Source organism: Parabacteroides sp. AF17-28, from assembly GCF_003479205.1.
Lineage (GTDB): Bacteria > Bacteroidota > Bacteroidia > Bacteroidales > Tannerellaceae > Parabacteroides > Parabacteroides acidifaciens.
Window position 1 is genome coordinate 1 of record NZ_QUGV01000004.1, and the last position, 25545, is coordinate 25545.

The 25545-nt window shown below is 43.3% G+C and carries 15 protein-coding genes and 2 tRNA genes; 4 read left to right on the top strand and 13 right to left on the bottom strand.

The features are described from left to right. Nucleotides 1–128 precede the first annotated feature (128 nt). From DWW90_RS03585 to DWW90_RS03605, 5 genes are all read right to left on the bottom strand, one after another. Nucleotides 129–202, bottom strand: a tRNA-Arg gene (locus tag DWW90_RS03585). A 33-nt stretch (nt 203–235) separates the two neighbouring features. Then, nucleotides 236–312: transfer RNA gene (locus tag DWW90_RS03590), tRNA-Arg, on the bottom strand. Nucleotides 313–387: 75 nt separating this feature from the next. Continuing rightward, on the bottom strand, nt 388–2703 hold the full coding sequence (locus DWW90_RS03595; protein WP_122344030.1) for a patatin-like phospholipase family protein: 2316 nt from the start codon (nt 2701–2703) through the stop codon (nt 388–390). Between the two features lie 123 nt (nt 2704–2826). Beyond that, nucleotides 2827–3585: a LytTR family DNA-binding domain-containing protein gene (locus DWW90_RS03600; protein WP_233547642.1), complete on the bottom strand. Its 759-nt coding sequence runs from the start codon at nt 3583–3585 to the stop codon at nt 2827–2829. Next, nucleotides 3582–5282, bottom strand: coding sequence for a histidine kinase (locus DWW90_RS03605; RefSeq protein WP_122344031.1), 1701 nt, complete (start codon nt 5280–5282; stop codon nt 3582–3584). Before DWW90_RS03605 ends, DWW90_RS03600 begins: the two co-directional genes overlap by 4 nt. Nucleotides 5283–5430: 148 nt before the next feature. Here DWW90_RS03605 and DWW90_RS03610 point away from each other — a divergent pair, with 148 nt between their 5' ends. Then, complete coding sequence (locus DWW90_RS03610; protein WP_122344032.1) at nt 5431–6564, top strand: VWA domain-containing protein; 1134 nt, start codon at nt 5431–5433, stop codon at nt 6562–6564. A gap of 65 nt (nt 6565–6629) precedes the next feature. Here DWW90_RS03610 and htpG read toward each other — a convergent pair whose 3' ends face one another. Further along, entirely contained in the window at nt 6630–8681 is a 2052-nt protein-coding gene (htpG, locus tag DWW90_RS03615; RefSeq protein ID WP_122344033.1) for a molecular chaperone HtpG, read from the bottom strand. 405 nt (nt 8682–9086) lie between these two features. Then, a complete protein-coding gene (locus DWW90_RS03620) occupies nt 9087–11702 on the bottom strand; it encodes an ATP-dependent Clp protease ATP-binding subunit (protein WP_122344034.1) in 2616 nt (871 codons plus the stop codon). A 204-nt stretch (nt 11703–11906) separates the two neighbouring features. On the opposite strand from DWW90_RS03620, the gene gyrA reads away from it, so the two are divergent. The 3 genes from gyrA (at nt 11907) to aldA (ending at nt 17724) form a co-directional block, all read left to right on the top strand. Beyond that, complete coding sequence (gene gyrA, locus DWW90_RS03625; RefSeq protein ID WP_115497657.1) at nt 11907–14513, top strand: DNA gyrase subunit A; 2607 nt, start codon at nt 11907–11909, stop codon at nt 14511–14513. 41 nt (nt 14514–14554) lie between these two features. Beyond that, the gene (locus DWW90_RS03630; RefSeq protein WP_122333404.1) at nt 14555–15778 is read left to right on the top strand and encodes a lipopolysaccharide assembly protein LapB; all 1224 of its coding nucleotides are present in this window, start codon (nt 14555–14557) and stop codon (nt 15776–15778) included. 509 nt (nt 15779–16287) lie between these two features. Beyond that, nucleotides 16288–17724, top strand: a complete 1437-nt coding sequence (gene aldA, locus DWW90_RS03635) for an aldehyde dehydrogenase (protein ID WP_122344035.1) — start codon at nt 16288–16290, stop codon at nt 17722–17724. A gap of 108 nt (nt 17725–17832) precedes the next feature. Here the strand turns inward: aldA and DWW90_RS03640 are convergent, their stop codons facing one another. The 6 genes from DWW90_RS03640 to DWW90_RS03665 form a co-directional block, all read right to left on the bottom strand. Beyond that, nucleotides 17833–18324, bottom strand: coding sequence for an NAD(P)H-dependent oxidoreductase subunit E (locus DWW90_RS03640; RefSeq protein ID WP_115497660.1), 492 nt, complete (start codon nt 18322–18324; stop codon nt 17833–17835). 3 nt (nt 18325–18327) lie between these two features. Then, nucleotides 18328–20118, bottom strand: a complete 1791-nt coding sequence (locus tag DWW90_RS03645; RefSeq protein WP_122344036.1) for an NADH-dependent [FeFe] hydrogenase, group A6 — start codon at nt 20116–20118, stop codon at nt 18328–18330. Between the two features lie 21 nt (nt 20119–20139). Then, a complete protein-coding gene (locus DWW90_RS03650) occupies nt 20140–21933 on the bottom strand; it encodes an NADH-ubiquinone oxidoreductase-F iron-sulfur binding region domain-containing protein (RefSeq protein ID WP_122344037.1) in 1794 nt (597 codons plus the stop codon). A 31-nt stretch (nt 21934–21964) separates the two neighbouring features. Next, a complete protein-coding gene (locus DWW90_RS03655; RefSeq protein WP_115497663.1) occupies nt 21965–22363 on the bottom strand; it encodes a ferredoxin in 399 nt (132 codons plus the stop codon). Between the two features lie 84 nt (nt 22364–22447). Then, on the bottom strand, nt 22448–23335 hold the full coding sequence (locus DWW90_RS03660) for a serine O-acetyltransferase (RefSeq protein ID WP_122344038.1): 888 nt from the start codon (nt 23333–23335) through the stop codon (nt 22448–22450). A gap of 7 nt (nt 23336–23342) precedes the next feature. After that, on the bottom strand, nt 23343–25541 hold the full coding sequence (locus tag DWW90_RS03665) for a kelch repeat-containing protein (protein ID WP_122344039.1): 2199 nt from the start codon (nt 25539–25541) through the stop codon (nt 23343–23345). Between the last annotated feature and the right edge of the window lie 4 nt (nt 25542–25545).

Genomic DNA, 25545 nt, shown 5'->3' on the forward strand with positions numbered 1-25545 from the left:
TATTTAGACTCAAAAATATATATGCATAGCTCCACAATTTTTCGGGGTGATCCCTTTTGCCAAATAATGAACTCCTAATTTTCCACAAAAAAAAGAGAATACTAATTAGATAGTATTCTCTTTTTTTGTGACCGCGACAGGATTCAAACCTGTAACCGGCTGATCCGTAGTCAGCTACTCTATTCAGTTGAGCTACGCGGCCAATATTCATTTTTGTTTAAACTTCATCTTGAAATGGTGACCGCGACAGGATTCAAACCTGTAACCGGCTGATCCGTAGTCAGCTACTCTATTCAGTTGAGCTACGCGGCCATTATTTCTTGATTGCGAGTGCAAAGGTAGTATTTTCTTTTTTATATGCAAACCTTTCCGTTGTCTTTTTTTTAACTAATCCAGCATCTTCGGGTTAAATATCAGATAACCAATATTCAAACCGAAATTGAAATTTTTCGATGGATAGCTATAGCCATTCGCATACAGGCTGATGTTGGCAAATGGCAGTTGCAAAACAAGGGCTGCCTCTCCCATATATTTGAACGAATGGAGAAATTTACCATAATAAGGGATAGCGGAATAAGTATTGTCATTCCATATCTCTTCCTTCTTAATTTCATACAACGGGGCAAAACCATACATATCCAGACGAAAATGGAGCAATTTGCTAAACTTCCAGATAGGAGAGAGCCCGAACGCCACATACTGGTTGGCCCGGAAAGCCTCGTTAAAGACTATCTGGCTATGAGGAGTCGGTGTAAACGCCGGTGCCTGCAAAACAGAAGCCGTATAGTTGTTCATCAAATTCTTGCTGGAAATGACAAGCTCACTTGTAAAACCAAGATTAAAGTGTGAACTAAGTGTCTTATATTGTTCCCATTCGCCTTTCATCTGTAACCAGCTGTGTATTTTCCTGTCAAAAGCTCCCATATCGGTGAGAGGAGAAGGGCGGTAATTTTCCTTGCCTGTCACATATTGCGCAACAAGAAACTGCTTCCGGCCGGAAATAGGATATTGTTTGTAATCCAACGAGTTTCGTTCGATGCTAAGGGAACCGGCAAACAAATCATACCAACTGTGATCAGATGTTGCATTCGGGAAGGTCATATTGGATGTCTGGAAATAGTAATCATTGAGCCGCCCGTAGGCAAAACCGATCTCCGCCTTGGCACGGTTCAGGAATGGGAATCCAAGTTTGACTTTCGTATATAACTCTTTCTGGCGGATAAAAGCCGGCAGAACATCTTCGTAGAACAATGACTGGCTTTCCGAATATTTTTTCTCCGAGAATACACCTTGCCAGTTCAGATAGGTCGGTATCCTTGTCTGTAAATAAATACGCCCGCTCAGCATCACTCCGCTAAAGGAGTTACCCACTTGGAAATTGGAGTTAACATCAGCGGCAAACCGTCCCAAGTATTGGTATCCCAACCCTAAGAATAACTGGTTAGCCTGATAGGAAGATACGTTTCCTCCGAACCCGACTGTGATCTCTTCCTTCATCTTGACATCCAGATAAAGGTCAAACTTTTTCTCCTTCCGGTTATAAACGGCATGCGGCAATATTTCCTTAATTTTGGAGTAAGTCAGCATCTTGAAGTATGCACGTTTAAATTCTTCCATCGAAAACTCGTGGTTGATGTCGCGATGCAGTTGGGCTTCGATATATTTCCGTTGCGATTCGCTCACGCCTGTAACATATATATTCTGGAAGATTAAAGGAGGCAGACTTTGCTTGTAGGCCTCACGGCGTTTGTTGACTTCGTCCAGGTCAACCCGCCGGGAGACACGTGCCTTGATCGAATCCATCATCGCCATCGTCCGTTTATAGCCGATATCCATCAATTCCCGTGATTTCTGGAAATCAAGAAGAGACACGGTCGGGAAGCTGAATTTGATCATCATGCCTTCTTCCTCGGGTACGTCGTATTCCGTTTTCTGCATAATCATCGTCTCGAGCTGGTTATAAGGATTGGAAGAAGGCTTGTTATTGCTGCCTACCACTGTCGAGCCAAAGATAAATTCCGGATGAAAAGCCTCTTTCATCGGGCCAACCGGGAAGTTATCGTATATACCGCCGTCGAAAATAGGCACACTGTCTTTCCATATCGGCTGGAAAAAGAACGGGAAAGTCATGGAAGCCCGGACAGCATCGCCCAAGTCCCCGTTTTTGAAGATAATAGCTTTTTTGCTGTAGATATCCGATGCTACGCAGCGGAAAGGCACAAAAAGGTTGTCAAAATTCCATCCGGCTTTAGCGGTCGCCTGCGAAAACAAAGCCATAAAAGCCTGGTTCATCTGGATCGGATTGATCAGGCTTTGAGGGAAAAAGTTGGCTTTAACTTGTAATGAATCAGTCATGTCGATCGAGAAATGACCGAATTCAGGTGTCGGGTCCGGACGTTTGAAATAGTATTTATATTCGTTTTCCACTGTCCCGGTCTGCCAGTAACTGAACTCTTCGGACAACATTAGATTAACCATCTCTTCCGGCGTATATCCCATTGCATAAAGGCTGCCGACAATTGCGCCGGCGGATGTTCCCGTTATATAATCGATCGGTATTCCATTTTCTTCCAGTGCCTTGATGACTCCGATGTGGGCAGCTCCTTTCGCACCGCCACCACTCAGAACCAATCCCACCTTTTGGGCGTATCCCATCTGTAAGGCCATAAATAACAAGGCTGTCAGTACAGCTATCTTTTTCATACTTGTAACTTCTCTGCTTAATGATTTCAAAAGTAGTCGTTATTTCCCAGACTGCAAGAATTTGAGATGCATAAAATACAACATAAAATTGGTCTGTTTTGTTAATTGGTTACGCAAATAAGATCATTTGAACAGCTGTAGAAAGTTCTCCTTATAGCTGGGAGAGACTTCTATTTCCGTTTCATCTTCCAGTACGACATATCCTCCCGAACCTTTATGGTAAGACTTGATACAATTAAAATTTATAATATGCGACTTATGTATGCGAACAAAAGGGAACGGCAATATTTCACTGAAATGTTTCAGGAAACGGCAGACCATCTTTTTACTTTTGTCCGTGAGATAGATATCTGTAAAATTGCCATTTCCCTGCAAACGAACGATCTGCTCCATCTTGACAACCTCGAAACCTTCCAAAGTCGGCAGAATGACTTGCTGCTTTTCCGGTTTGGATTCCCGTAAGTTTTCTACCAGAATTTTATTGCGGTTGAAGACTTCGCGATTGGAGATGTGTTGCTGGACTTTGTTGACCGCCAATATAAGTTCCTCTATACTGACCGGTTTAAGCAGATAATAAGCCGCACTTTGATTCAACGCACGCAGTGAATATTCGGAATAAGCCGTAACGAAGATCGTCTCAAAATATATATCCCGGCATCCTTCCAGTACATCGAATGCATTTCCAAAAGGCATTTCGACATCCAGGAAAACCAATTGCGGCTCCAGTTGATGTAGCAGAGGAATGGCCGACTTACAGTCAATGGCTTCTCCGACTACTTCCACGGAAGGACAATATTTAGCCAAATAATTTTTCAAAGCCTCGCGTGCGGCTTGTTCGTCTTCTACGATCACGCTCTTTATCTTAGATAATGTCTCCATCATTTTTTATGTTGTATGGGAAAGTGAAAGGTGACGATTACTCCGCTTTCATTCCCGGTTTTTTCTGTTATGTCTATTGTTATGTGGCAATTATACAAACTGTTCAGTAAATGGATGCGTTCGTATGTATTGGTTAGGCCACGCGAATGGTGCTCCCGCTGATGTTTGGTTTTCAACTCCCGGCTTTTGGTCAGCCCGATGCCGTTATCTTCTATGACAACGGATAGGGAAGAAGCCTTCTTTCGGATTGTTAAAGTGAGCAGTCCGGAATTTTCCTTGTAACGGAGTCCGTGCCAGATCGCATTTTCCAATTGTGGCTGGATAAGCATATTGGGAATAAGGATTGCCTCCATGTCGAGCGATTCGTCAATCCGAATCTGATAGGTGAATTTATCCTGGAAACGCATATGTTCCAGTTCTAAATACTCCTTTAGTTGCTCAAGCTCGGTTGCAAGCGGAGTAAAGTCCTTGTTGGAGTTTTCCAATGTGTTGCGCATCAGGCGGGAATAGGAAGAGAGGTATTTATTGGCTGCCAGTTCGTCATTCCGGGCAATAAACTGATTCACGCTGTTCAGACTGTTAAATATGAAATGCGGATTCATCTCACGCCGTAACGACTGTAATGCGATCTTTTTATTCTTGCGCCTGATAGAATACCAGGCCCGAAGAATAAAAGCCATGAATATCAGGATCAAAACGATCGAGCCCAAAAGGAAGCTATTGAATTTATTCTGTTTCCGGATCAGTTCATCCTTCAATACGCGCTCTTTTTCCAACTGGGCAATGCGTTTCTCGTGCACTTCAAAAAAACGGGAATCGATCAAAGTACTGTCTGCCTTAACCATCGGTTCAAGTTGACTCATAAAGTCTTTATATAGATCCAGGGCTTTCTGGGGCTTGTTCATTTTCTGGTATTGTGCGGCAAGCTGTTCCAGGCTTTTCTTCGCTTCAATCGTGTGTCCTTCCTTCAATGCCAATTCGTATGACTGGAGAAGCGACGCGGCAGCAGCTTCCATTTTCTTGTCGGCGGCATAAGCAGTGGCGATTTCCCGTTTGACTTTAATCGTTTCGACCGGCTTGTCTTTTACATCTTCCAATGCGGATTCCAAATTGGAAATGGCGGCTTGCTGATTATTCATCTTCATATTCACTTCCGCCATCTGCTGATAGGCGACAGCCCGTTCCTCCTTGTCTTCGTCAGCATTCAGGATATCGATATTCCGTTGTATATAAGTTGCCTGTACGACAAGGTTCGATTTATTCTTCAGACGTTTAACGTCATTTATATTCAGTTCTTGCACTTGTTTGTTCTGTGACAGCTTTACTGCTTCACTATAATTCGAGATAGCGTCACGCAGTTTGTTTTGTGCTTCCTGCACTTTGGCAAGTTCCCGGTTTACGTAGGCCAATTGTTCTTTGTCGTTCAGCTTCTGATAGAGTTTAGAGGCATTGTTCAGATACAGTTCAGCTTTTACATATTCGCCTTGTTTCATTAACTCCTTCGCCAAGACAAGGTAATCGAGTGCTATTTTCCTGTCGGAACTGTCTTTCTCTAAAGAGGTCGACAGTTTCATGGCTGCGTTCCGGGTATTGCTGGAATACTTTATAGTCGGAATCGTATCTTCCTGCGACCAGGCAATTGTCGCCGGCAGTAACATGAATATAAGAAGGGACAAGTATTTCATCGCTTTTTTCGTCATCTGTTTTTTACATGTGTAAAGTAAATGCTTCTAATACATTTATCTGTTATGTTTCACCAAGTCAAATTCCCCGTTCACCCATTCTGGCAAAAACTTTAATATTTAACATTCTATATTTGAACCATAAACCTATAAAAAATATCCGAATATGAAAAGAATTATCCTATTTAGCTTTCTGTTTGCAGCCATCTTTGCTACTGCAATGGGCAACATGGTGTCTGAAACGGCAAAGAAAGAGAACCAGACGAAAATACAAGTCGCCATCCTTCTCGATACATCGGGCAGCATGCAGGGATTGATCGAACAGGCAAAATCCCGGCTTTGGAATATAGTCAATACGCTGACAACGCTCAAATATAACGGAAAAACGCCGAAAATAGAGATTTCTCTCTATGAATACGGCAGTTATTATCGTTATAAGGGAGATTATATCCGGCAGATTACTCCTCTGACCACCGACCTGGACCGAATCTCGCAGGAACTTTTCGCCCTGACAACCGGAGGCAGCGAAGAGTATTGCGGAACCGTTATCCACAAAGCAGCCGACGAGCTGGAATGGGGAAACAACGAAGCAGATATGAAGTTGATTTACATTGCCGGAAACGAGATATTCGACCAAGGGGAAATCCGGTACAAAGATGCCATTGCGGATGCTGTCAAAAAAGGGATTTCCGTCAATACCATCCATTGCGGCGACAGGGCAACAGGAATACATGATTACTGGCAAGATGCGGCAGTAAGGGGAAACGGCAAGTTTTTCAATATCGACTCGGACGAACGTATCCGTTATATCGAAACACCTTTCGACGCCCAAATCATTCTTTGTAATGACCGGTTGAACAGAACATATGTCGGTTATGGACATGCCGGCACTGCACGCAAAGCCAATCAGGTAATGCAGGATCAGAACGCCATGTCCATTTCTTCTGCCAACTATGCAGAACGGGCTGTCAGTAAGACAAAGGAAGTCTATGACAACACCTCATGGGACTTGGTAGATCGCCTGAAACAAGATAAAGATGCACTCGCCAAAATCTCCCGGGATGATTTGCCGGCCGATTTGCAACAATTATCCCATGACCGATTACAGGCATATGCAGACAGTCTGGCCAAAGAGCGGGCCGCCATTCAAAGAGAAATAGCCCGGCTGGATGCTAAACGCAAACAATATATGGAGGAACAGGCCAAAGAAGGAACAGGAGAGAAGAAAGAGGATTTGGGAAAAGCCATAACTTCCTCTATCCTGGAATTTGCAAAAGCAAAAGGGTACACGGTTGAATAAATAAAAAAGGCTTTAGTCAAACCTCCTTGACTAAAGCCTTTTCAATATATTATTTATCTGCCTTATTATCCGATCATCTGAACACTGCGCTTGATGAACTGGCTCAACGCTTCACCTTTCAGCATACCGTTTGCCAGCAGTGCGAGGTCGATCAGCTGGCTGACCAGCTTGTTGCCGGCTGCGTATTCGGACAAAATGCCGTTGCGCTGTGCAACCAGTTCGTCGATCTTTTTATTCGTGTTCGTCATATCTTCTTTTTCTTCGGAAGTGATTTCTTCTTCCTTCTTTTTGTTTTGGGCTTCACGCAAATCGCTTTGACGCGCCTGCCAGCCTTTCAGGTCGGCAAAGATCGGATTCAGCTTATCCGCGCAGGCCGTTTCTTCATCGGAAAGAACTTTCTTTACCAATTCGTGGTCTGTGTTCAACACCAGGTTGTAGCTGTCGGGCAATTCGCCGTAGAACGACATACCGGGCTGCATGGCAGACATTTCACGCATACGGCGCATATACTCGCTCTGTGTCAGCATGACCGGATTGGAGTTTTCACCCAATGCTTCGAAAGTAACGATGAAATCGGTCTTTTCGATCTTCGGAAGCTGGCTCTTGAACATCTCCTGCAAAGCGTTCTTCTGGTTTTCATCCAGCGTAACTTTGCCGGCGTCTTCCTTGCGGATCAAGTTATCGACCGTATCGCTGTCCACACGGACGAAACGAGTCTTCTCGAACTTCTGTTCCAACTGGCTGATCGCGTGTACATCCAACTGGCCATCCATAATCAACACACTGTATGCCTTGTCCTTAGCAGCCTGTATATAGCTGTACTGGTCATTGACATTGGTCGTGTAGAGATAGATCAGGTTGCCCTCCTTGTCTGTCTGGTTAGCTTCTGTCAGAGCCTTGTATTCTTCAAACGTATAATATTTGCCGTCCACATCCTTCAGCAGGGCGAATTTAGCCGCACGGTCGTAGAACTTCTCTTCGCTCAGCATACCGTATTGGATGAAGAGTTTCAGGCTGTCCCACTTTTCCTCGAACTGAGGGCGGTCGTTCTTGAACATTTCTTCCAGGCGGTCTGCCACCTTCTTGGTGATATGGTTGGAGATCTTCTTTACATTCTGGTCGCTCTGCAGATAAGAACGGGAAACGTTCAACGGGATATCCGGTGAATCCAGCACGCCATGCAACAATGTCAGGAATTCGGGCACGATACCTTCAACCGAGTCGGTAACGAATACCTGGTTGCTATACAGCTGTATCTTGTTGCGATGCAGGTCGATATTGCTCTTGATGCGGGGGAAATACAAGATACCTGTCAGGTGGAACGGATAATCCACGTTCAGATGAATCCAGAACAAAGGTTCGTCCGACATCGGATACAAGTCCTGATAGAACTTCTTGTAGTCTTCGTCCGTCATATCGCTCGGCTTGCGGACCCACGCCGGCTGAATGTCATTGATAACATTGTCCTGGTCCGTATCGACATACTTCCCGTCTTTCCATTCCTGCTTTTTACCGAAAGCGATAGGCACCGGTAAGTAGCGGCAATATTTGGTCAACAGGCTGTTGATCTTATCTTTATTCAGGAAATCTTTGTTTTCATCGTCGATATACAGGATAATATCCGTACCGCGATCCTCTTTTTCTGTTTCTTCCAGTGTGTATTCGGGCGTGCCGTCGCAGCTCCATTTCATAGGAACGGCTCCTTCCTTATACGATTTGGTTACGATTTCCACCTTCTTGGAAACCATGAAGGAAGAGTAGAAACCAAGTCCGAAATGACCGATGATGGCGGCTGCGTCGTTCTTATATTTTTCAACAAACTCTTCAGCTCCGGAGAATGCGATCTGGTTGATGTATTTGTCAATCTCTTCGGCCGTCATACCGATACCGCGATCGGATATCTTGATCGTATCGTTGTCGAAGCTGACATGGATCGTCAAGTCACCCAGTTCACCCTTAAACTCGCCGACTGAAGCCAGCGTTTTCAACTTCTGCGTCGCATCAACCGCGTTAGACACTAACTCACGAAGGAAGATTTCGTGGTCACTATACAAAAACTTCTTGATGATAGGGAAGATGTTCTCACTTGTAACACCTATGTTTCCTTGTTTTGCCATAATACGATATATATTTTAATATTATACTTATTGTTTCTGCTTTATAACCATAATTGCTTACGTGATGTTTATTAACAAAAACAATGCCAATGTACAAAATGGCATTTCGGACTGACAAGTTATCAGAGATGGCAAGCGACAGGAGTTTCCAAGTAGTGAAACTTTTGTTCCATGCCGAGGAAACTTTTGTTTCTTGCAGGAGAAACTTTTGTTCCATGGGCATGAAACTTTAGTTTCAAGCATTGAAACAGGTGAAACTATTTAAGACTTTTTAAAGAAATAGGAGGGGAAAGGTGAAATAGTGGTAGCAGCGGTGCCACTAAAAGATGCTGCCACCACTTCTATAGAACTTATAAATCAAAGCACTATAGCCAGTGGTGGCAGCAATATGAAATAAAACAATTATCAGATAGATGTCTCAGGAAGAGACTCGCCTGTTGTCGGCTCGCTCTTTTTTACGCTTGTAACGATCTCCTGTTTGTCTTTGTCGAAGTCGACCACAATCGTGTCGCCTTCGCCGACAGAAGCACGGATAATCATTTCTGCCATCTCGTCTTCCAGATATTTCTGTATAGCACGTTTCAATGGACGGGCGCCAAACTGCACATCGTAACCTTTACCTGCGATAAAGTCTTTGGCGGCATCTGTCAGTTCCAGGGAATAACCTAAGCTGGCAACTCGTTTGTAAAGACCTTGCAGTTCGATGTCGATGATCTTGTGGATCGCTTCTTTATCCAACTGGTCGAACATGATGATGTCGTCCACACGGTTCAGGAATTCCGGAGCAAACGCTTTATTCAGCGCTTTCTGAATGACGCTGCGGGAGAAATCCTTGTCCGGTTCACCGGCTGCTTGCGTATTGAAACCGACGCCACGGCCGAAGTCCTTCAATTGGCGCGTACCGATGTTGGATGTCATGATCAGAATCGTGTTCTTAAAGTCAATCCGTCTGCCAAGACTATCCGTCAGGCGGCCTTCATCTAAGACCTGCAACAAAAGGTTGAATACGTCCGGATGCGCTTTCTCGATCTCATCTAACAGGACAACGGAGTAGGGCTTACGGCGAACCTTTTCCGTCAACTGACCGCCTTCTTCATAACCGACGTATCCCGGAGGCGCACCGATCAGGCGGGACACCGCAAACTTCTCGAGATATTCACTCATATCGATGCGAACCAGTGAATCAGCCGAGTCGAACAGATATTCCGCCAACTTCTTAGCTAAATGGGTTTTACCTACACCTGTCGGACCGAGGAACATAAATGTTCCGATCGGCTTATTCGGGTCTTTCAGACCGACGCGATTACGTTGGATTGCTTTTACAATCTTCTGGACGGCGTCGTCCTGGCCAACAACTTTCTTCTTCAGATTCTCTGCCATTTCGAGCAGTTTCAGATTCTCTGCCTTGGCAATACGCTGAACGGGGACACCGGACATCATGGCAACAACTTCTGCCACTTTATCTTCGTCTACCGTTTCACGATGTTCCTGTAACTCCTGTTCCCACTTGGCTTTAGCAGCTTCCAGTTGGAGCAGGTACTGACGTTCTTTGTCACGGAAGCTGGCAGCTAACTCGAAATTCTGTGACTTAACGGCAGCCAGTTTCTCAGCTTTAGTCGCCTCGATTTTGGCTTCCAACTCTTCGATGCTCTTCGGGACAGTGATGTTAGATATATGTACGCGAGAGCCGGCTTCGTCCAATGCGTCGATTGCTTTATCCGGGAAGTTACGGTCGCTGATATAACGTTCTGTCAGTTTTACGCAGGCTTGCAATGCTTCCGGCGTATAAATGACATTGTGATGTTCCTCGTAGCGGGCCTTGATGTTTTGCAGGATCTGCAAAGTCTCTTCGGCTGTCGTCGGATCGACGATCACTTTCTGGAAACGGCGTTCCAAGGCTCCGTCTTTCTCGATATTCTTACGATATTCGTCGAGCGTCGTAGCACCGATACATTGTATCTCGCCACGTGCCAAAGCCGGTTTCAACATATTGGCCGCATCCATCGATCCGGAGGCCGAACCTGCACCGACGATCGTATGGATCTCATCGATAAACAGGATGATATTCGGGTTCTTCGACAACTCGTTCAGAATCGCTTTGATACGTTCCTCAAACTGGCCGCGGTATTTTGTCCCGGCCACAATGGAAGCCATGTCCAGGCTGATCACACGTTTGTCAAACAGGATACGGGATACTTTACGCTGGATGATACGAAGGGCCAGACCTTCCACGATCGCTGATTTACCGACACCCGGTTCACCGATCAGGACAGGATTGTTCTTCTTACGACGGCTCAGGATCTGTGCCAGGCGTTCGATCTCTTTTTCACGTCCTACGATCGGATCGAGGCGGTTCTCGGCTGCCGCACGTGTCATGTCCGTACCGAAATTATCCAATACGGGAGTGTCGTTCGGTGACTTCGGCTGTGCTGAACCGGTTCCTGAACCGGAGGAGCGGGGAGATTCCCTGCGAGAAGAGAAATCGTCTTCATCGTCTTCGTCATCGTCGGTATAACCGTCGCTGATTTCATCGAAATGTTCGAGGTCGTCTTCTGCATCGGCAAAATCATCCATGCGTTTCAAGCCTGTTCCGCTTACCAGATAATTGTACACGCTACGGTAGGTTATACCTGCCTCGTTCAGCACTTTAGCGGCCACGTTAAACTCCTCTTTCAGAATAGCCAGGAGCAGATGTTCCGTACCTGTTTCTTCTTTCTTGAACAGACGCGATTCGAGCATACTCATACGCAGTACGCGTTCGGTTGTTTTACTGATGGCGATGTCATGCTGGACAGTTTCTTCGGCGTCAAATGTATTCTTGATTTCTTGTTCGATCTTCTTCTTAATACCCCATTCGTCGACATTCAGTTCGCGCAGTGCCTGCACGGCCTTCCCTTCGCCGTCACGGATAATACCAAGCATTAAGTGTTCCGGCCCGATATAACTGTTCTGAAGCCTTGTCGCCTCTTCACGGCTATATTCAATAATGTCCATTAATCTCTTTGAATAGTTATTTTTCATATTATAATAATGTACTGTGACAATGCAAAAATAATAAACTCTCTCCATATACCTAACAAATTCCATGCCATTATTCCTTAATAAAAAAGGAAAAGGACAAAGACTTAAAATTTCGGGCTAAAAACTTTCGTGATAAACGGAAAAGCCTTACCTTAGTGCACTTTTTGAAAGGTGAGATATTGAGTGTAATAAATATAAAACTAAATGGTTGATCAAGACAGAATTATTAAGATTAACATCGAGGAGGAAATGAAATCGGCATACATTGATTATTCAATGTCTGTCATTGTTTCGCGTGCCCTTCCGGATGTTAGGGATGGTTTTAAACCGGTTCATCGCCGTATTTTATTTGGAATGAATGAATTGGGAAATACATCCGACAAACCTTATAAAAAATCTGCGAGAATTGTTGGTGAAGTTTTAGGTAAATATCATCCACACGGCGACTCGTCCGTTTATTTCGCAATGGTTCGTATGGCACAGACATGGTCTATGCGTTATACGTTAGTGGATGGACAGGGAAACTTCGGTTCGGTGGACGGCGACAGTCCTGCCGCAATGCGTTATACGGAAGCAAGGTTAAGCAAGCTTGCCGAAGAAATGCTTCGCGATATCGATAAAGATACAGTTGATTTCCAACTGAACTTTGACGATACGTTGAAAGAACCGACTGTATTGCCGACTCGTATTCCGAATTTGCTGGTTAACGGAGGTTCCGGTATTGCTGTAGGTATGGCTACCAACATGCCGACTCATAACCTGAGCGAGGTATTGGATGGCTGTATGGCTTTCATCGATGCCCGCGGCGAGATGGAAGTAGCAGATTTAATGCAATATATCAAAGCTCCGGATTTCCCGACCGGCGCCACTATCTACGGATATGCCGGCGTGAAAGATGCTTTTGAAACGGGTAGGGGACGTATTATCCTACGCGGTAAGGCGGAAATCGAAACGGACAGCAACCACGAGAAGATTATCATCACGGAAATTCCTTACCTTGTTAATAAGGCGGAATTGATTAAGTATATCGCTGACCTGGTTAATGAAAAACGTATTGACGGTATATCTAATGTAAACGATGAGTCCGACCGTAGCGGTATGCGTATCGTTGTTGATGTCAAGAGAGATGCCAATTCGAGCGTCGTGCTGAACAAGCTGTATAAACTGACCGCTCTGCAGTCTTCTTTCAGTGTCAACAATATTGCATTGGTAAACGGACGCCCGCGTCAGCTTAACCTGAAAGACCTGATCAAGGCATTCGTCGATCACCGCCATGAAGTGGTGATCCGCCGTACAAAATACGATCTGCGCAAAGCAGAAGAACGTGCCCATATCCTGGAAGGCTTGATTATTGCTTCCGACAACATCGACGAAGTAATCGCTATCATCAAATCATCCAAGAGCCCGAATGAGGCAATCGAGCGTTTGATGGAGCGTTTCTCTCTGTCTGATGTACAGGCTCGTGCTATTGTCGAGATGAGACTTCGCCAGTTGACAGGACTGGAGCAGGATAAACTCCGTGCAGAGTATGAAGAAATCGAAAAATTAATCGCATATTTGAAGGAAATTCTGGAAAATGACGATCTTTGCATGAAAGTAATCAAAGACGAGCTGCAGGAGATTAAGGACAAGTACGGAGACGAACGTAAAACAGATATCGTTTATGCTTCCGAAGAACTTAATCCTGAAGACTTCTATGCAGACGACGAGATGATTATCACGATCTCGCACATGGGTTACATCAAACGTACTCCGTTGAGCGAATTCCGTGCGCAGGGACGTGGTGGAGTAGGAGCTAAAGGTTCTGAAACACGTGATGAAGACTTTGTGGAATATATCTATCCGGCTTCCATGCATGCCACCTTGCTGATATTTACGGCTAAAGGTAAGTGCTACTGGCTGAAAGTGTTCGAAATTCCGGAAGGAGCGAAGAACTCGAAGGGTAGAGCAATCCAGAATTTGCTGAACATCGAGCCGGATGATAAGGTAAACGCTTTTATCCGTGTGAAGAAACTGACAACAGATACGGAATTTATCAATTCTCATTACCTGTTGTTCTGTACGAAGAAAGGTGTGATCAAGAAGACGTTGCTGGAAGCTTATTCCCGTCCTCGCCAGAATGGTGTGAATGCGATTACGCTGCGTGAAGACGATGGTCTGATCGAAGTTTGTATGACAAATGGTAATAATGAAGTCCTGATTGCAAACCGTAACGGGCGTGCGATACGTTTCCATGAAAGTGCCGTGCGTGTTATGGGTCGTACCGCTTCCGGCGTTAGAGGTATGACACTTGACGGCGATAACGACGAAGTAGTCGGAATGGTTTGCATAAAAGACAAAGAAAAGGAAACAGTACTGGTTGTGTCCGAACAAGGCTACGGTAAACGTTCTGATATTGAAGATTACCGTATTACGAATCGTGGAGGTAAAGGTGTCAAAACCATCAACATTACGGAGAAGACCGGTAAATTGGTTGCTATCAAGAATGTTACGGAAGAAAATGATATCATGATCATCAATAAATCTGGTATCACGATCCGTATGAAGGTATCTGATCTGAATGTCATCGGACGTGCAACGCAAGGCGTACGCTTGATTAATTTGGAGAAACGTAATGACGAAATCGCCTCTGTATGTAAAGTTCTGTCACAGACTGAAGAAGAGATTGCTGAAGAAAAAGCTCAGCGCGAAGCTTTGGAAGGTGCTGCTGTTCATGAACATCCAATAGAGAATACCGATTTCGAAGATGTCTCTGATGATGTCGAAAACAAGGAAAATGTGGACGACACTGAAGAAACAACTGAGGAATAATTTAAACAAATAGAAATATTAATCTCAAATCACTATCACAAATGAAACGAGTATTATTTACAGTTGCACTATGTGTTGCAGCATCTACCTCTTTCGCACAGAAAAAAGCTGTGGGAGAGGCACAAAGTATTGCGAAAAGCAATAATGCAGATTTTGGAGAGGCCAGAACCTTGATCAAAGGTGCATTGGAAAATCCGGAAACTAAGGATGACGCTAAAACTTGGTATGTAGCAGGTTTTATTGAAGATCAGCAGTTTAACGCTGAAAGAACAAAGCAGATTCTGGGACAGCAGCCGAACGAACCGGTTATGTATGAAGCTCTGTATGGTATTTTACCTTATTTCCAGAAAGCATACGAACTGGATCAACAGCCGAACGAAAAAGGTAAAGTGAAACCTCGGTTCACAAAAGATATTAAGAGCATCCTGAGTGCAAATCATATCTATCTTTTCAATGGCGGTGCATACTATTTCGACCAGAAAGATTATAAAAAAGCATATGATTTCTTCAATCAATACGTTGAAATCTCTGAACTGCCGATGTTTGCAGGAACTCAGACTGCAGAGAAGGACTCTACATTCATGACTGTACAGTTCTATGCAGCTGTTGCAGCGACTCAATTAGGCGACTCTAAAATAGCAATTGCTGCTTTAGATCGTGCTAAGAACACTGAATATCGTCAGAGTGACATTTATCAGTATCTCTGCTATGAATATGGAGAAGTTCTTAGAGATTCTGTTAATCTGGAAAAGACATTGGAAGAAGGACTTGTTAAATTCCCGGAAGATCCATATTACCTGATGAGCTTGATCAATATTTATATTTATTCTAACAGAAACGAAAAAGCATTGGAATATTTGAATATTGCTATCCAGAAAAATCCGGATGATGCAACCCTTTACAATGCAATAGGTCGTGTATACGAAACAGGCTTTAAGGATTATGACAACGCAGAAAAATACCTTAAGCTGGCTTTGGAAAAAGATCCGAATCTGACAGACGCTCTTTCCAGCTTAGGTCGTTTATATTACAATCAGGCTGTAAACAAACAGAGTGAAGCAAACATGATCAATGATAGCAAGAAATATCAGGATGAATTGAATATCGCTAAAGAATTATTCAAGAAAGCTCTTCCGTATTTCAAGAAAGCCCATGAAGCAGAACCTGCTAAAATGGATAATATGATCGGATTGAGAGGTATTTACTACAATCTGAACATGGGTCCGGAATTGGAAGCCATCGAAGCAGAAATGAATCAGCAATAAGAATCAAATAATATTTAGAAAAGGAGTTTTCGGTAACGAGAACTCCTTTTTTTGTTTTTATGAAACGGAAAAAGGGTGCAACGTGTGGAGGATTTAAGAGAGTCAAATAATCCTATTAAACATAATCGTCATTATCTAATAAACATATAACAACCAAAATCGGTTACTATAAAAGCATAAAAAAAGCCCGTATCCAACTTCACAGTTACATACGGACCAAACAAATAACAAACTCTACTTATATGAAAAAACAAATACTACTAACTTAATCATTTTAGGAATATCTTTATGGATATAATTCCTAATTCATTTTATCATATAACAGCACAAAAAACAATTTGGTTCAGAATTTGCAAAAAAAATATTCCAGACTTTTCATATTATAGTTATATCAGCCTGTATTCCAGAAATATATCATTTATGAAATAACTAATATCATTTTTAAAACATCATCATATATTCTTTCTCGTACATTTAAATTCAAATTTCAACCTAAAAAGATAATTACCATGAAGGAATTGAAAATGTTTATTAATGGCAGATTCATAGAGAATGAATCTGGGAAATGGATTAAAGTATTAAATCCTTCTACTGAAGAAGTTATCTCACTTATGCCGGACGGTACAGTAGACGATGCGAAAAAAGCGATCGATGCTGCGGAAAAGGCTCAGGATCAATGGGAAAAAACTCCTTCTATAGAAAGAGCAGCCTATTTGACTAAAATTGCAGCAGGCATTCGTAAAAGAGAGAAAGAACTGACCGACATAATCGTACGCGAAGGTGGTAAAACACAGGGACTTGCAAATGTAGAAGTACTATTTACTGCTGATTATATCGATTATATGGCAGGATGGGCACGTCGATATGAAGGTGAGATTATTCCCAGTGATCGTCCACGAGAAAGTATCTTCCTGTTTAAGAAGGCAATTGGTGTTACAACAGGTATTCTTCCCTGGAATTTTCCGTTCTTCCTTGTTGCTCGTAAGGCTGCTCCTGCTTTGATTACTGGAAACACGATAGTTGTAAAACCAAGTCAGCTGACACCTGAAAACGCATATGTTTTTGCACAAATCGTAGAAGAAGTTGGTTTGCCTGCCGGAGTATTCAATTTGGTGAATGGACGCGGTTCGGTTATTGGCCATGAATTAGCGGCCAATCCCAAAGTCGGTATGGTTAGTCTGACAGGAAGTGTTGGTGCCGGACAACAGACAATGGCTGCTGCGGCTCCTAATATCACGAAAGTTTCATTGGAATTGGGTGGAAAAGCCCCTGCTATTGTGATGGCTGATGCGGATATTGATCTGGCTGTTAAATCGATTATCGCTTCACGTGTGATTAATACGGGACAGGTCTGTAACTGCGCGGAACGGGTTTATGTAGATAAAAAGGTTAAAAATGTCTTCATGGAAAAACTTGTTGCCGGCATGCAACAGGTGAAAGTTGGTGATCCGAATGAAATTGCTGATCTGGATATGGGACCGCTGATCGAAGCTAATGCGTTGGCTGCGATGGAGAAAAAAGTGGCAAGAGCAATTGAACAAGGCGCTAAACTATTGTGCGGTGGTCACCGGATCGGAACAAAGGGATATTTCTTTGAGCCAACGGTATTGGATTGTGCCACTCAGAAAATGGATATAATACAGGAAGAAACCTTTGGTCCTATCCTACCCGTTGTCGAATACACTGATATCAATGATGCCATAGCTTGGGCGAATGATTGTGAATACGGACTGACTTCTTCCGTCTATACACAAAATTTAGATAATGCATTCAAGTTGATGCGCTCCCTGAAATTTGGCGAAACTTATATCAATCGTGAAAATTTTGAAGCAATGCAAGGTTTCCATGCCGGCTGGCGTAAGTCTGGAATTGGCGGAGCTGACGGCAAACACGGGCTTGAGGAATATTTACAGACACACGTTGTTTATATAGAGACAAAGGAGTAAAAGCCTTGTGCCATCAGGTTGGCACAGTTATGCCACTTAGATGGCACAGCTGTGCCAAGGCGATGGCAAAACTGTGCCAACTAAGTGGCATAAGAAATATAATACGAACTATACTTGTTCCAATAGGTAGTATTCGGAAAGAATGTCCCGCACCTTTTCCGGAGACAAACGTCCATAAACTTTTCCGGCAATGGTGACAACCGGAGCAAGTCCGCAAGCGCCTACACAGCGCAGGCAGTCTAATGAAAACAGACCGTCAGGAGTAGTCTCCCCGACTTTTATCTCCAACTGACGCTGGAACTCATCCAATACTTTTTCAGCTCCACGGACATAGCAAGCAGTACCCAGGCAGACAGAAATAGGATATTTCCCTTTCGGAGTCATTGTAAAGAAAGAATAGAAGGTGACAACACCATATACTCGCGAGACAGGAATATTTAATCGGTCTGCAATAACTTCCTGTACTTCGCGGGGCAAATAGCCGAATATTCCCTGCGCTGCGTGTAAGATATTGATCAGTTCTCCCGCATCGTTGTGGTGTTCATTGCAAACAGCTTCCAACTCCTTTAGTTTTATCTTAAGCAAATGTATCTTTTCCATACTCTATTTCTTCTGATTTTCTTGAATAAACATATTAACGGCTTCCTTCCGGTCAAAATAGTGCGTGTGCAGCAACTTATGGGCTCGCGGTCCGCAGGGTTCTCCCAGATAATTGGCATAAAGTTCCTGTATATAAGGATTCTCATGACTTTTACGAAGCGTCTTGTTTTTATCCTCCTGATAGAGAGCGGCGGCACGTTTGCGCAGAACCTCCATCCTACCCTGATGGAACGGTTGACCACCTCCACCGATGCATCCTCCCGGACATGCCATTATTTCAATAGCATGATAAGGCGATGTTCCATTCTTTACTTCTTCCACCAACTTGCGGGCGTTTCCCAAACCATGGGCAATACCGATCTTAACAGGCGTTCCATCAAAATCGATCGTTGCACTACGGATTCCTTCCAGTCCGCGAAGTTCTTCAAACTCAAGTTTAGGAAGTGGCTTCTTTGTATAAAGTTCGTAGGCTGTACGACAAGCTGCTTCTATTACTCCTCCGGTAGTACCGAAGATTACACCGGCGCCGGTAGATTCACCCAATGGACGATCGAAATCGCTGTCCGGCAAGTCTGTAAAGTTGATATTGGCATAACGAATCAAACGTGCCAACTCACGTGTATAAATCGAAATATCGACATCCGGATTGCCTTCGACGGCAAACTCCGGCCGGCTGGCTTCGTACTTCTTTGCCAGGCAAGGCATAATAGAGACGACTACGATCCGTTTCCGGTCCACTCCTAACCTTTCGGCAAAATAGCTTTTAGCGATTGCGCCGAACATTTGTTGCGGACTTTTTGCGGTAGAAAGATTATCCCTCAGTTCCGGGAAATGCTGTTCGACAAAGCTAACCCAACCAGGACAGCAGCTGGTCATCAACGGCATTTTTACCTTTTTATCTCCATTGAGATATTTACCGATTCGTTGCAACAGCTCTGTACCTTCCTCCATGATAGTCAGGTCAGCTGCAAAATCGGTGTCAAATACATAATCGAAGCCTAATTGGCGTAAAGCCGATACCATTTTTCCTGTTACCAATGTGCCCGGTTCGAAACCGAAGTCACGGCCAAGTGCTGTACGGACAGCCGGCGCAGTTTGGGCTATTACGATCTTGTCCGGATCGGCAATTGCATCCAGAACGGGCTGTTGTGTGTTTCTTCCGCTCAAGGCATTTACCGGACAAACGGATACGCATTGACCGCAATAGGAACAGGTACTGCCTGCTATATCCCGTTCAAATGCGGTAGAGACGGCTGCATTAAAACCGCGATTGACAGCTGTCAATGCACCAACGGTTTGGATATTGTTACACATCGTTTCGCAACGGCGACACATGATGCATTTATTCATATTCCGTACGATAGACGGTGAACGGTCTATCTGGAACGTAGACATTTCACCTTTATAACGAATTTCGCGTATGCCAAGATCATGAGCGATTGTCTGCAGTTCGCAATATCCGTTACTGCTGCAAGTCAAGCATTCTGCCGGATGGTTGGATAGAATCAATTCCATCACAGTCTTGCGGGCATTCATCACCCGGGGACTATGTGTCCGTACAACCATACCTTCGGTACATTCGGTCTTGCACGATGGAGCCAGGTTACGGCGACCTTCTATTTCAACCACGCAGATACGACAGGCTCCCGGATTGTTTTCATAATGCAGATCTTCTAACTTCATGTAGCAAAGAGTCGGGATACGTATGCCCATTCCTTTTGCAGCGTCCAAGATAGTAGTCCCTTTGGGAACTTCTACCGGTCTTCTATCTATAATAAGTTTTACTGTTTCCATTTTTTGTCTGTTATCCATTTATTAATGTACATAAATAGCTCCGAACTTACACTTCTCAATACAAGAACCGCAGCGGATACAAGTTTGCGGGTCAATAACATGCGGAACTTTCCGATCTCCTGTAATTGCGTTCACCGGACATATCCGGGCACAAAGTGTACAGCCTTTACATTTTTCCGGATTTATAAAGTATTGTGTCAATTCTCGGCACTGATGAGACGGACAGCGTTGTTCTTCTACATGAGCCAGATATTCATCATAAAAGTTATCCATTGTAGATAGAACTGGGTTTGGAGAGGTCTGTCCCAATCCACATAGAGCTGTATCTTTAATGACTCCGGCCAGATTACGCAGCATATTCAGGTCTTCAATTGTACCGTTACCGGAAGTTATCTTTTGCAGAATCTCATGCAACCGCTTATTGCCAATCCGGCAAGGGGCACATTTGCCGCATGATTCTTCTACAGTAAAGTCCAGGTAAAATTTAGCCATTGCAACCATGCAATCGTCTTCATCCATTACAATCATACCGCCAGAGCCCATCATAGAACCGGCAGCCAACAGATTATCATAATCAATCGGCAGATCCAGATGCTTTGCAGTCAGGCAGCCTCCGGAAGGTCCTCCTGTCTGTACGGCCTTGAACTTCTTGCCATCTTTAATACCGCCTCCGATACCGAAAATAACTTCACGCAATGTTGTTCCCATCGGAACTTCTATCAGCCCGACATTATTCACTTTTCCCGCCAAGGCAAAAACCTTTGTCCCTTTGCTTTTCTCTGTTCCTATGCTACTAAACCACTTTGCTCCTCTCAGAAGGATAACCGGTACATTAGCATAGGTTTCCACATTATTCACATTCGTAGGACAACCTTTGTAGCCATGCTCGCTGGGAAAAGGCGGCTTTACAGTTGCCTCTCCGCGGAGTCCTTCCATACTGTGGATCAATGCGGTTTCTTCACCACAGACAAAAGCTCCGGCACCATAACGTATATCGATATCAAAAGAGAAATCTGTTCCAAAGATATTCTCTCCTAACAAACCGTATTCTTTTGCCTGCCGGATTGCAATTCTCAATCGTTCTACAGCCAAAGGATATTCAGCGCGAATATATACCAAGCCTTTATTGGCTCCTGTACAATATCCGTTAATTGCCATCGCCTCTACTATAGAATGTGGATCACCTTCCAATATGGAACGGTCCATAAATGCTCCCGGATCACCTTCGTCTGCATTACAAACCACATATTTCTGAGGAGCCTGGACCTTGCGTGTAATCTGCCATTTCAACCCGGTCGGGAATCCGCCACCTCCTCTGCCGCGCAAGCCACTATCCATGATTTCCTTAATCACTGACTCCGGTGTCATTTCCGTCAGTGCTTTACCTAAGGCTACATAACCGTCACGGGCAATATATTCATCAATATTTTCAGGATTGATAAAACCGCAATTCCGCAAGGCTATACGAAGTTGCTTTTTATAGAAGTCAATGTGTTTTGAGTCCGGAACCTGCTCATTCGTCTCGGGGTCGACATAAAGCAAACGTTCCACCTTCCTTCCTTTGATCAAATGTTCCAGAACTATCTCTTCGGCATCTGATGGTTTTACCTGTACGTAGAAGGTATTATCAGGAACCATCTTTACAACCGGTCCTTTCTCGCAAAAGCCAAAACAGCCTGTACGGATCACTTGGACTGTTTCCTGTAATCCGTGTTGTTCTACGGCCTCTTTCAGATTTTCAAGTATAAGTTCACTCTGTGATGCACGGCAGCCGGTACCACCACACACCAGTATATAACTACTGTATTGTGCCATTATGTAAGTATTTATTGTTTAAGGAAGTTCGTTACTCTGGTTTAATCGCAGTGTAAGTGACAGGGATAATATCATCCAATAGTTCTCCCTGCCGGATATAACGATTGATTATTTCATCCACCTTTTCTTTATTGACATGACCGAATACAATAGGTTCTTTACCGGGCACAGCCACTTCGATAGTCGGTTCAGCATAGCAATAGCCCATGCAGCCGGTCTGTGTCACTAATGCATCAACTTTCTCACGGTCCAGTGCTTCTATGAAATAATTCATAATCTCTTTGGCTCCGGCTGCAATACCGCAGGTTGCCATCGAAACCCGAATCTGCACCATTTGTTCGGGATGATTGCTTTTTTCTCTTATATCCAAGGTCGTGCGTAAGGTTTCACGCATCTTTCGGAGGTCATCCAATGTTTTCACTTTATTCATGGTTCACACTATTTTAAGGTATAATACGCTCTAAGAGGTATGTCACAAACATACGTATTTTTCTTTAAAATAGCATCTCTTTTTCTATTTATCTTCAACAGCGCGCGTCTGTAAGATTTTCGAATTAGGAGGAACACTATGTGTAAGCCAAATATTACCTCCTATAATCGAACCTTTACCTATTGTGATTCTTCCGAGAATCGAAGCATTTGAATAAATAGTGACATAATCTTCTATAATCGGATGACGGGGAACATCCAACGGCAAACCATCTTCATCCAAAGTGAAATTTTTAGCACCCAATGTTACTCCCTGGTATAATCGGACATGATTCCCAATAATGGTTGTCTGGCCAATAACGACACCTGTTCCATGATCGATACTGAAGTATTCTCCTATCTGTGCTCCCGGATGAATATCTATCCCCGTATCCGAATGGGCCATTTCTGTTATAATCCTGGGTATTACGGGAACATCGAGTTTTAATAGCTCATGTGCTACTCGCTGATAGAGAATCGCCTGGATTGCAGGATAGCAGAAAATAATTTCGCTGGGACTTTTTGCCGCCGGATCGCCATCCAAAATAGCTTTTACATCAGTAGACAGCAAATATTTAATATGGGGAATCTTATTAATAAAAGCAATCGCTATTCTGGAAGCACGGTCTTTGGAATCACAACAACGTTCTACTTCAAAACACAAACCGTTATAAATCTGTTCCTGCAATAAGTCATAGATATGTTCTAAATATACTCCTGTATAATATTGTATAGAATCAGTTTGTGCCTCCTGTTCCGTACCGAAGAAACCCGGAAAGATCACTTTACGGAGTAAACACATGACTTCCTGCAACGCTGTTACTGACGGCGACGGCTTTTGATGCAGCGGAATATACTTATACTCCGGCAAATCCGGTGTCGACAATATTTCTACATTCTTTTGAATCTCTTCTAATATGCTTGCTCTATTCATTATTTAATCATTTTCCGGGATCCCAGACCGGATCATACATCACAAAGAAGTTATTTTCAAAGCGATCTTGTCCCAAAATGTAAATCTTATCATTCAGTATAAACATATGATAGTTATTCATACGTTGAAGAGTTGTAGGATGTTCAATCCACTTACCGGACAAATTATATTCCCATATTTTACCATTGTTGTCAACCATAAAGAAACTGTCCCATTGATCGTTCTTGTAATATACAGCAGAAGAAACGACTCCAATATTACTTGGTAAAGATCCCGGAGCATTTACCCATGCTGTTAAACTGTCGGAAGCCATCCAGAAACCTCTTTTTAAGCCGATGCTACTACCCAAACCGGCATAAACCTTATCATTGGCAACCAAGGCTATACCTTTTTGCTGAGAAATAGGAAATTGATCTGTTTTCATCACCCAAGTATCTCCGGTAAATTTCCAGAGTTCCTGTGAGTTTTCATTATCATTCACTCCACCTAAGACATAGATTGAATCCCGATAAACAAAACTAACCGCATCATAGCGTCCTTCTCCATCTGGTAACGAAGGCATTGTCGCCCAAGTGTTGGAAGATGGCATATAAATCTGGACATCTGTAGCAAATATAGAATTGTCAGTTCCTCCTATAATATATGCATTACCATCTTTGATACAGGCCGTCATTTGTGAATAGGCATTACTATATGGGGCAGACGGACTCCATTCATCCATCTCTGCTTTATAATTATATGACTCATTCGTTCGTTCATTACCTAAATCACCTCCAACAATAAAGGCCTGTCCATCAGCTGCAAAAGCTGCAGAGAAAGAGCGTTTAGCTCCTTGGTAAATACTTTTGGGTGTCAGAATGAGAGGAGTCGTAAACGATTGGACTTCTCCATATTGAATACCATTTTCATTGGCTGCATAAGCATTCACATAATACGTAGTTGCTCCTGTCAGATTAGTCAATGCATACGTAAATACATTATTCTCATCTAATTCTTCCAACGGGATTTCTTTATAGAAACAATTCTTTTCCGATATCCTCGGATTCTTATTTGTAGTTGACCAACAGAGACCTATTGTTGTAACAGCGGACATTCCTTCGTTCTGCAATTCTCCACTTACAATTGCAGAACCATTCACGATCGTTTCCCCTGCAACAGGTATGCTAACAACTGTCGGCAATTGGCTTTTCGGGAAGAAATCTTTTATGTTGGTACTATATACTGTTCCAAATGCATTTGTAGCATAAGCCCGGACATAGTATTTCCTATTTGATTCCAGGCTATGTATTCTTCCGCTAAACTTACCTTCTATTATTTCTGAACAAAGAATCGTATCTGCATTTTCGATAGTAGGTTCCTCCATCGCTCCCCAGCAAAAACCAAATTTAGTTAGGGATGAATCACCTTCGTCAATAAGCTGAGCCGACAGATCAGCTGTTGTAAAACTTGTGCTATCCAAAGATAGAACTCCCAATTTGGGTTTACCATCTGTAGTTTTAAATGAATCTACATTAAAAGAAAATTCCCCAAAGGAGTTGGTTGCAAATGCACGTACATAATACAGCGTGCTCGGTTTCAGATTTGTAATAGAACAACTAAAAGAATCTGTCGACATATAATCTCCCGTATAGGCAATGACCGAATCATTTTTTGACGGCGGATTGTTTTTATCCGACAAATAGAAACCTATATTCTCTATGCCTTCTCCCCGACTTTTAATCTTGCCGCTAACCAGTACAGAAGTCGCTTTCACGTTAACACTATCTATAGCTACTGTCTTTACTTCACCAACACCGATTTCTGTTGTATAGGTTCCCGACGAAGAAAAAGCGGTATCGGTCTCATTAATCGCATAAGCATAAATATAATAGTTGGTTTTATCATGAAGGTCTGATATCGTCACTTCAAACTCTCCATTCTCCATTTTTGATGCTTTCTTATATCTCCCTTCATACATATTGGTCTTGGGGGAGTTTTCAAATATATCACTCCAACATACGCCGCATTCAAGTATTTGCGAACCGTTCTCTTTCAAAATACTTGCTTTCAATGTCATTGTCGAAGCCGAAATATCTACTCTCGATGTTTCGGAAACTTCTGGGGCAATTCCATTCTGAAGATGAGTATCCATTTCCGGATCATCTACACAACCGACAAGTAAACATAAAGATGCAAAGAATGATAATAACAGATATATATGTTTCATAATA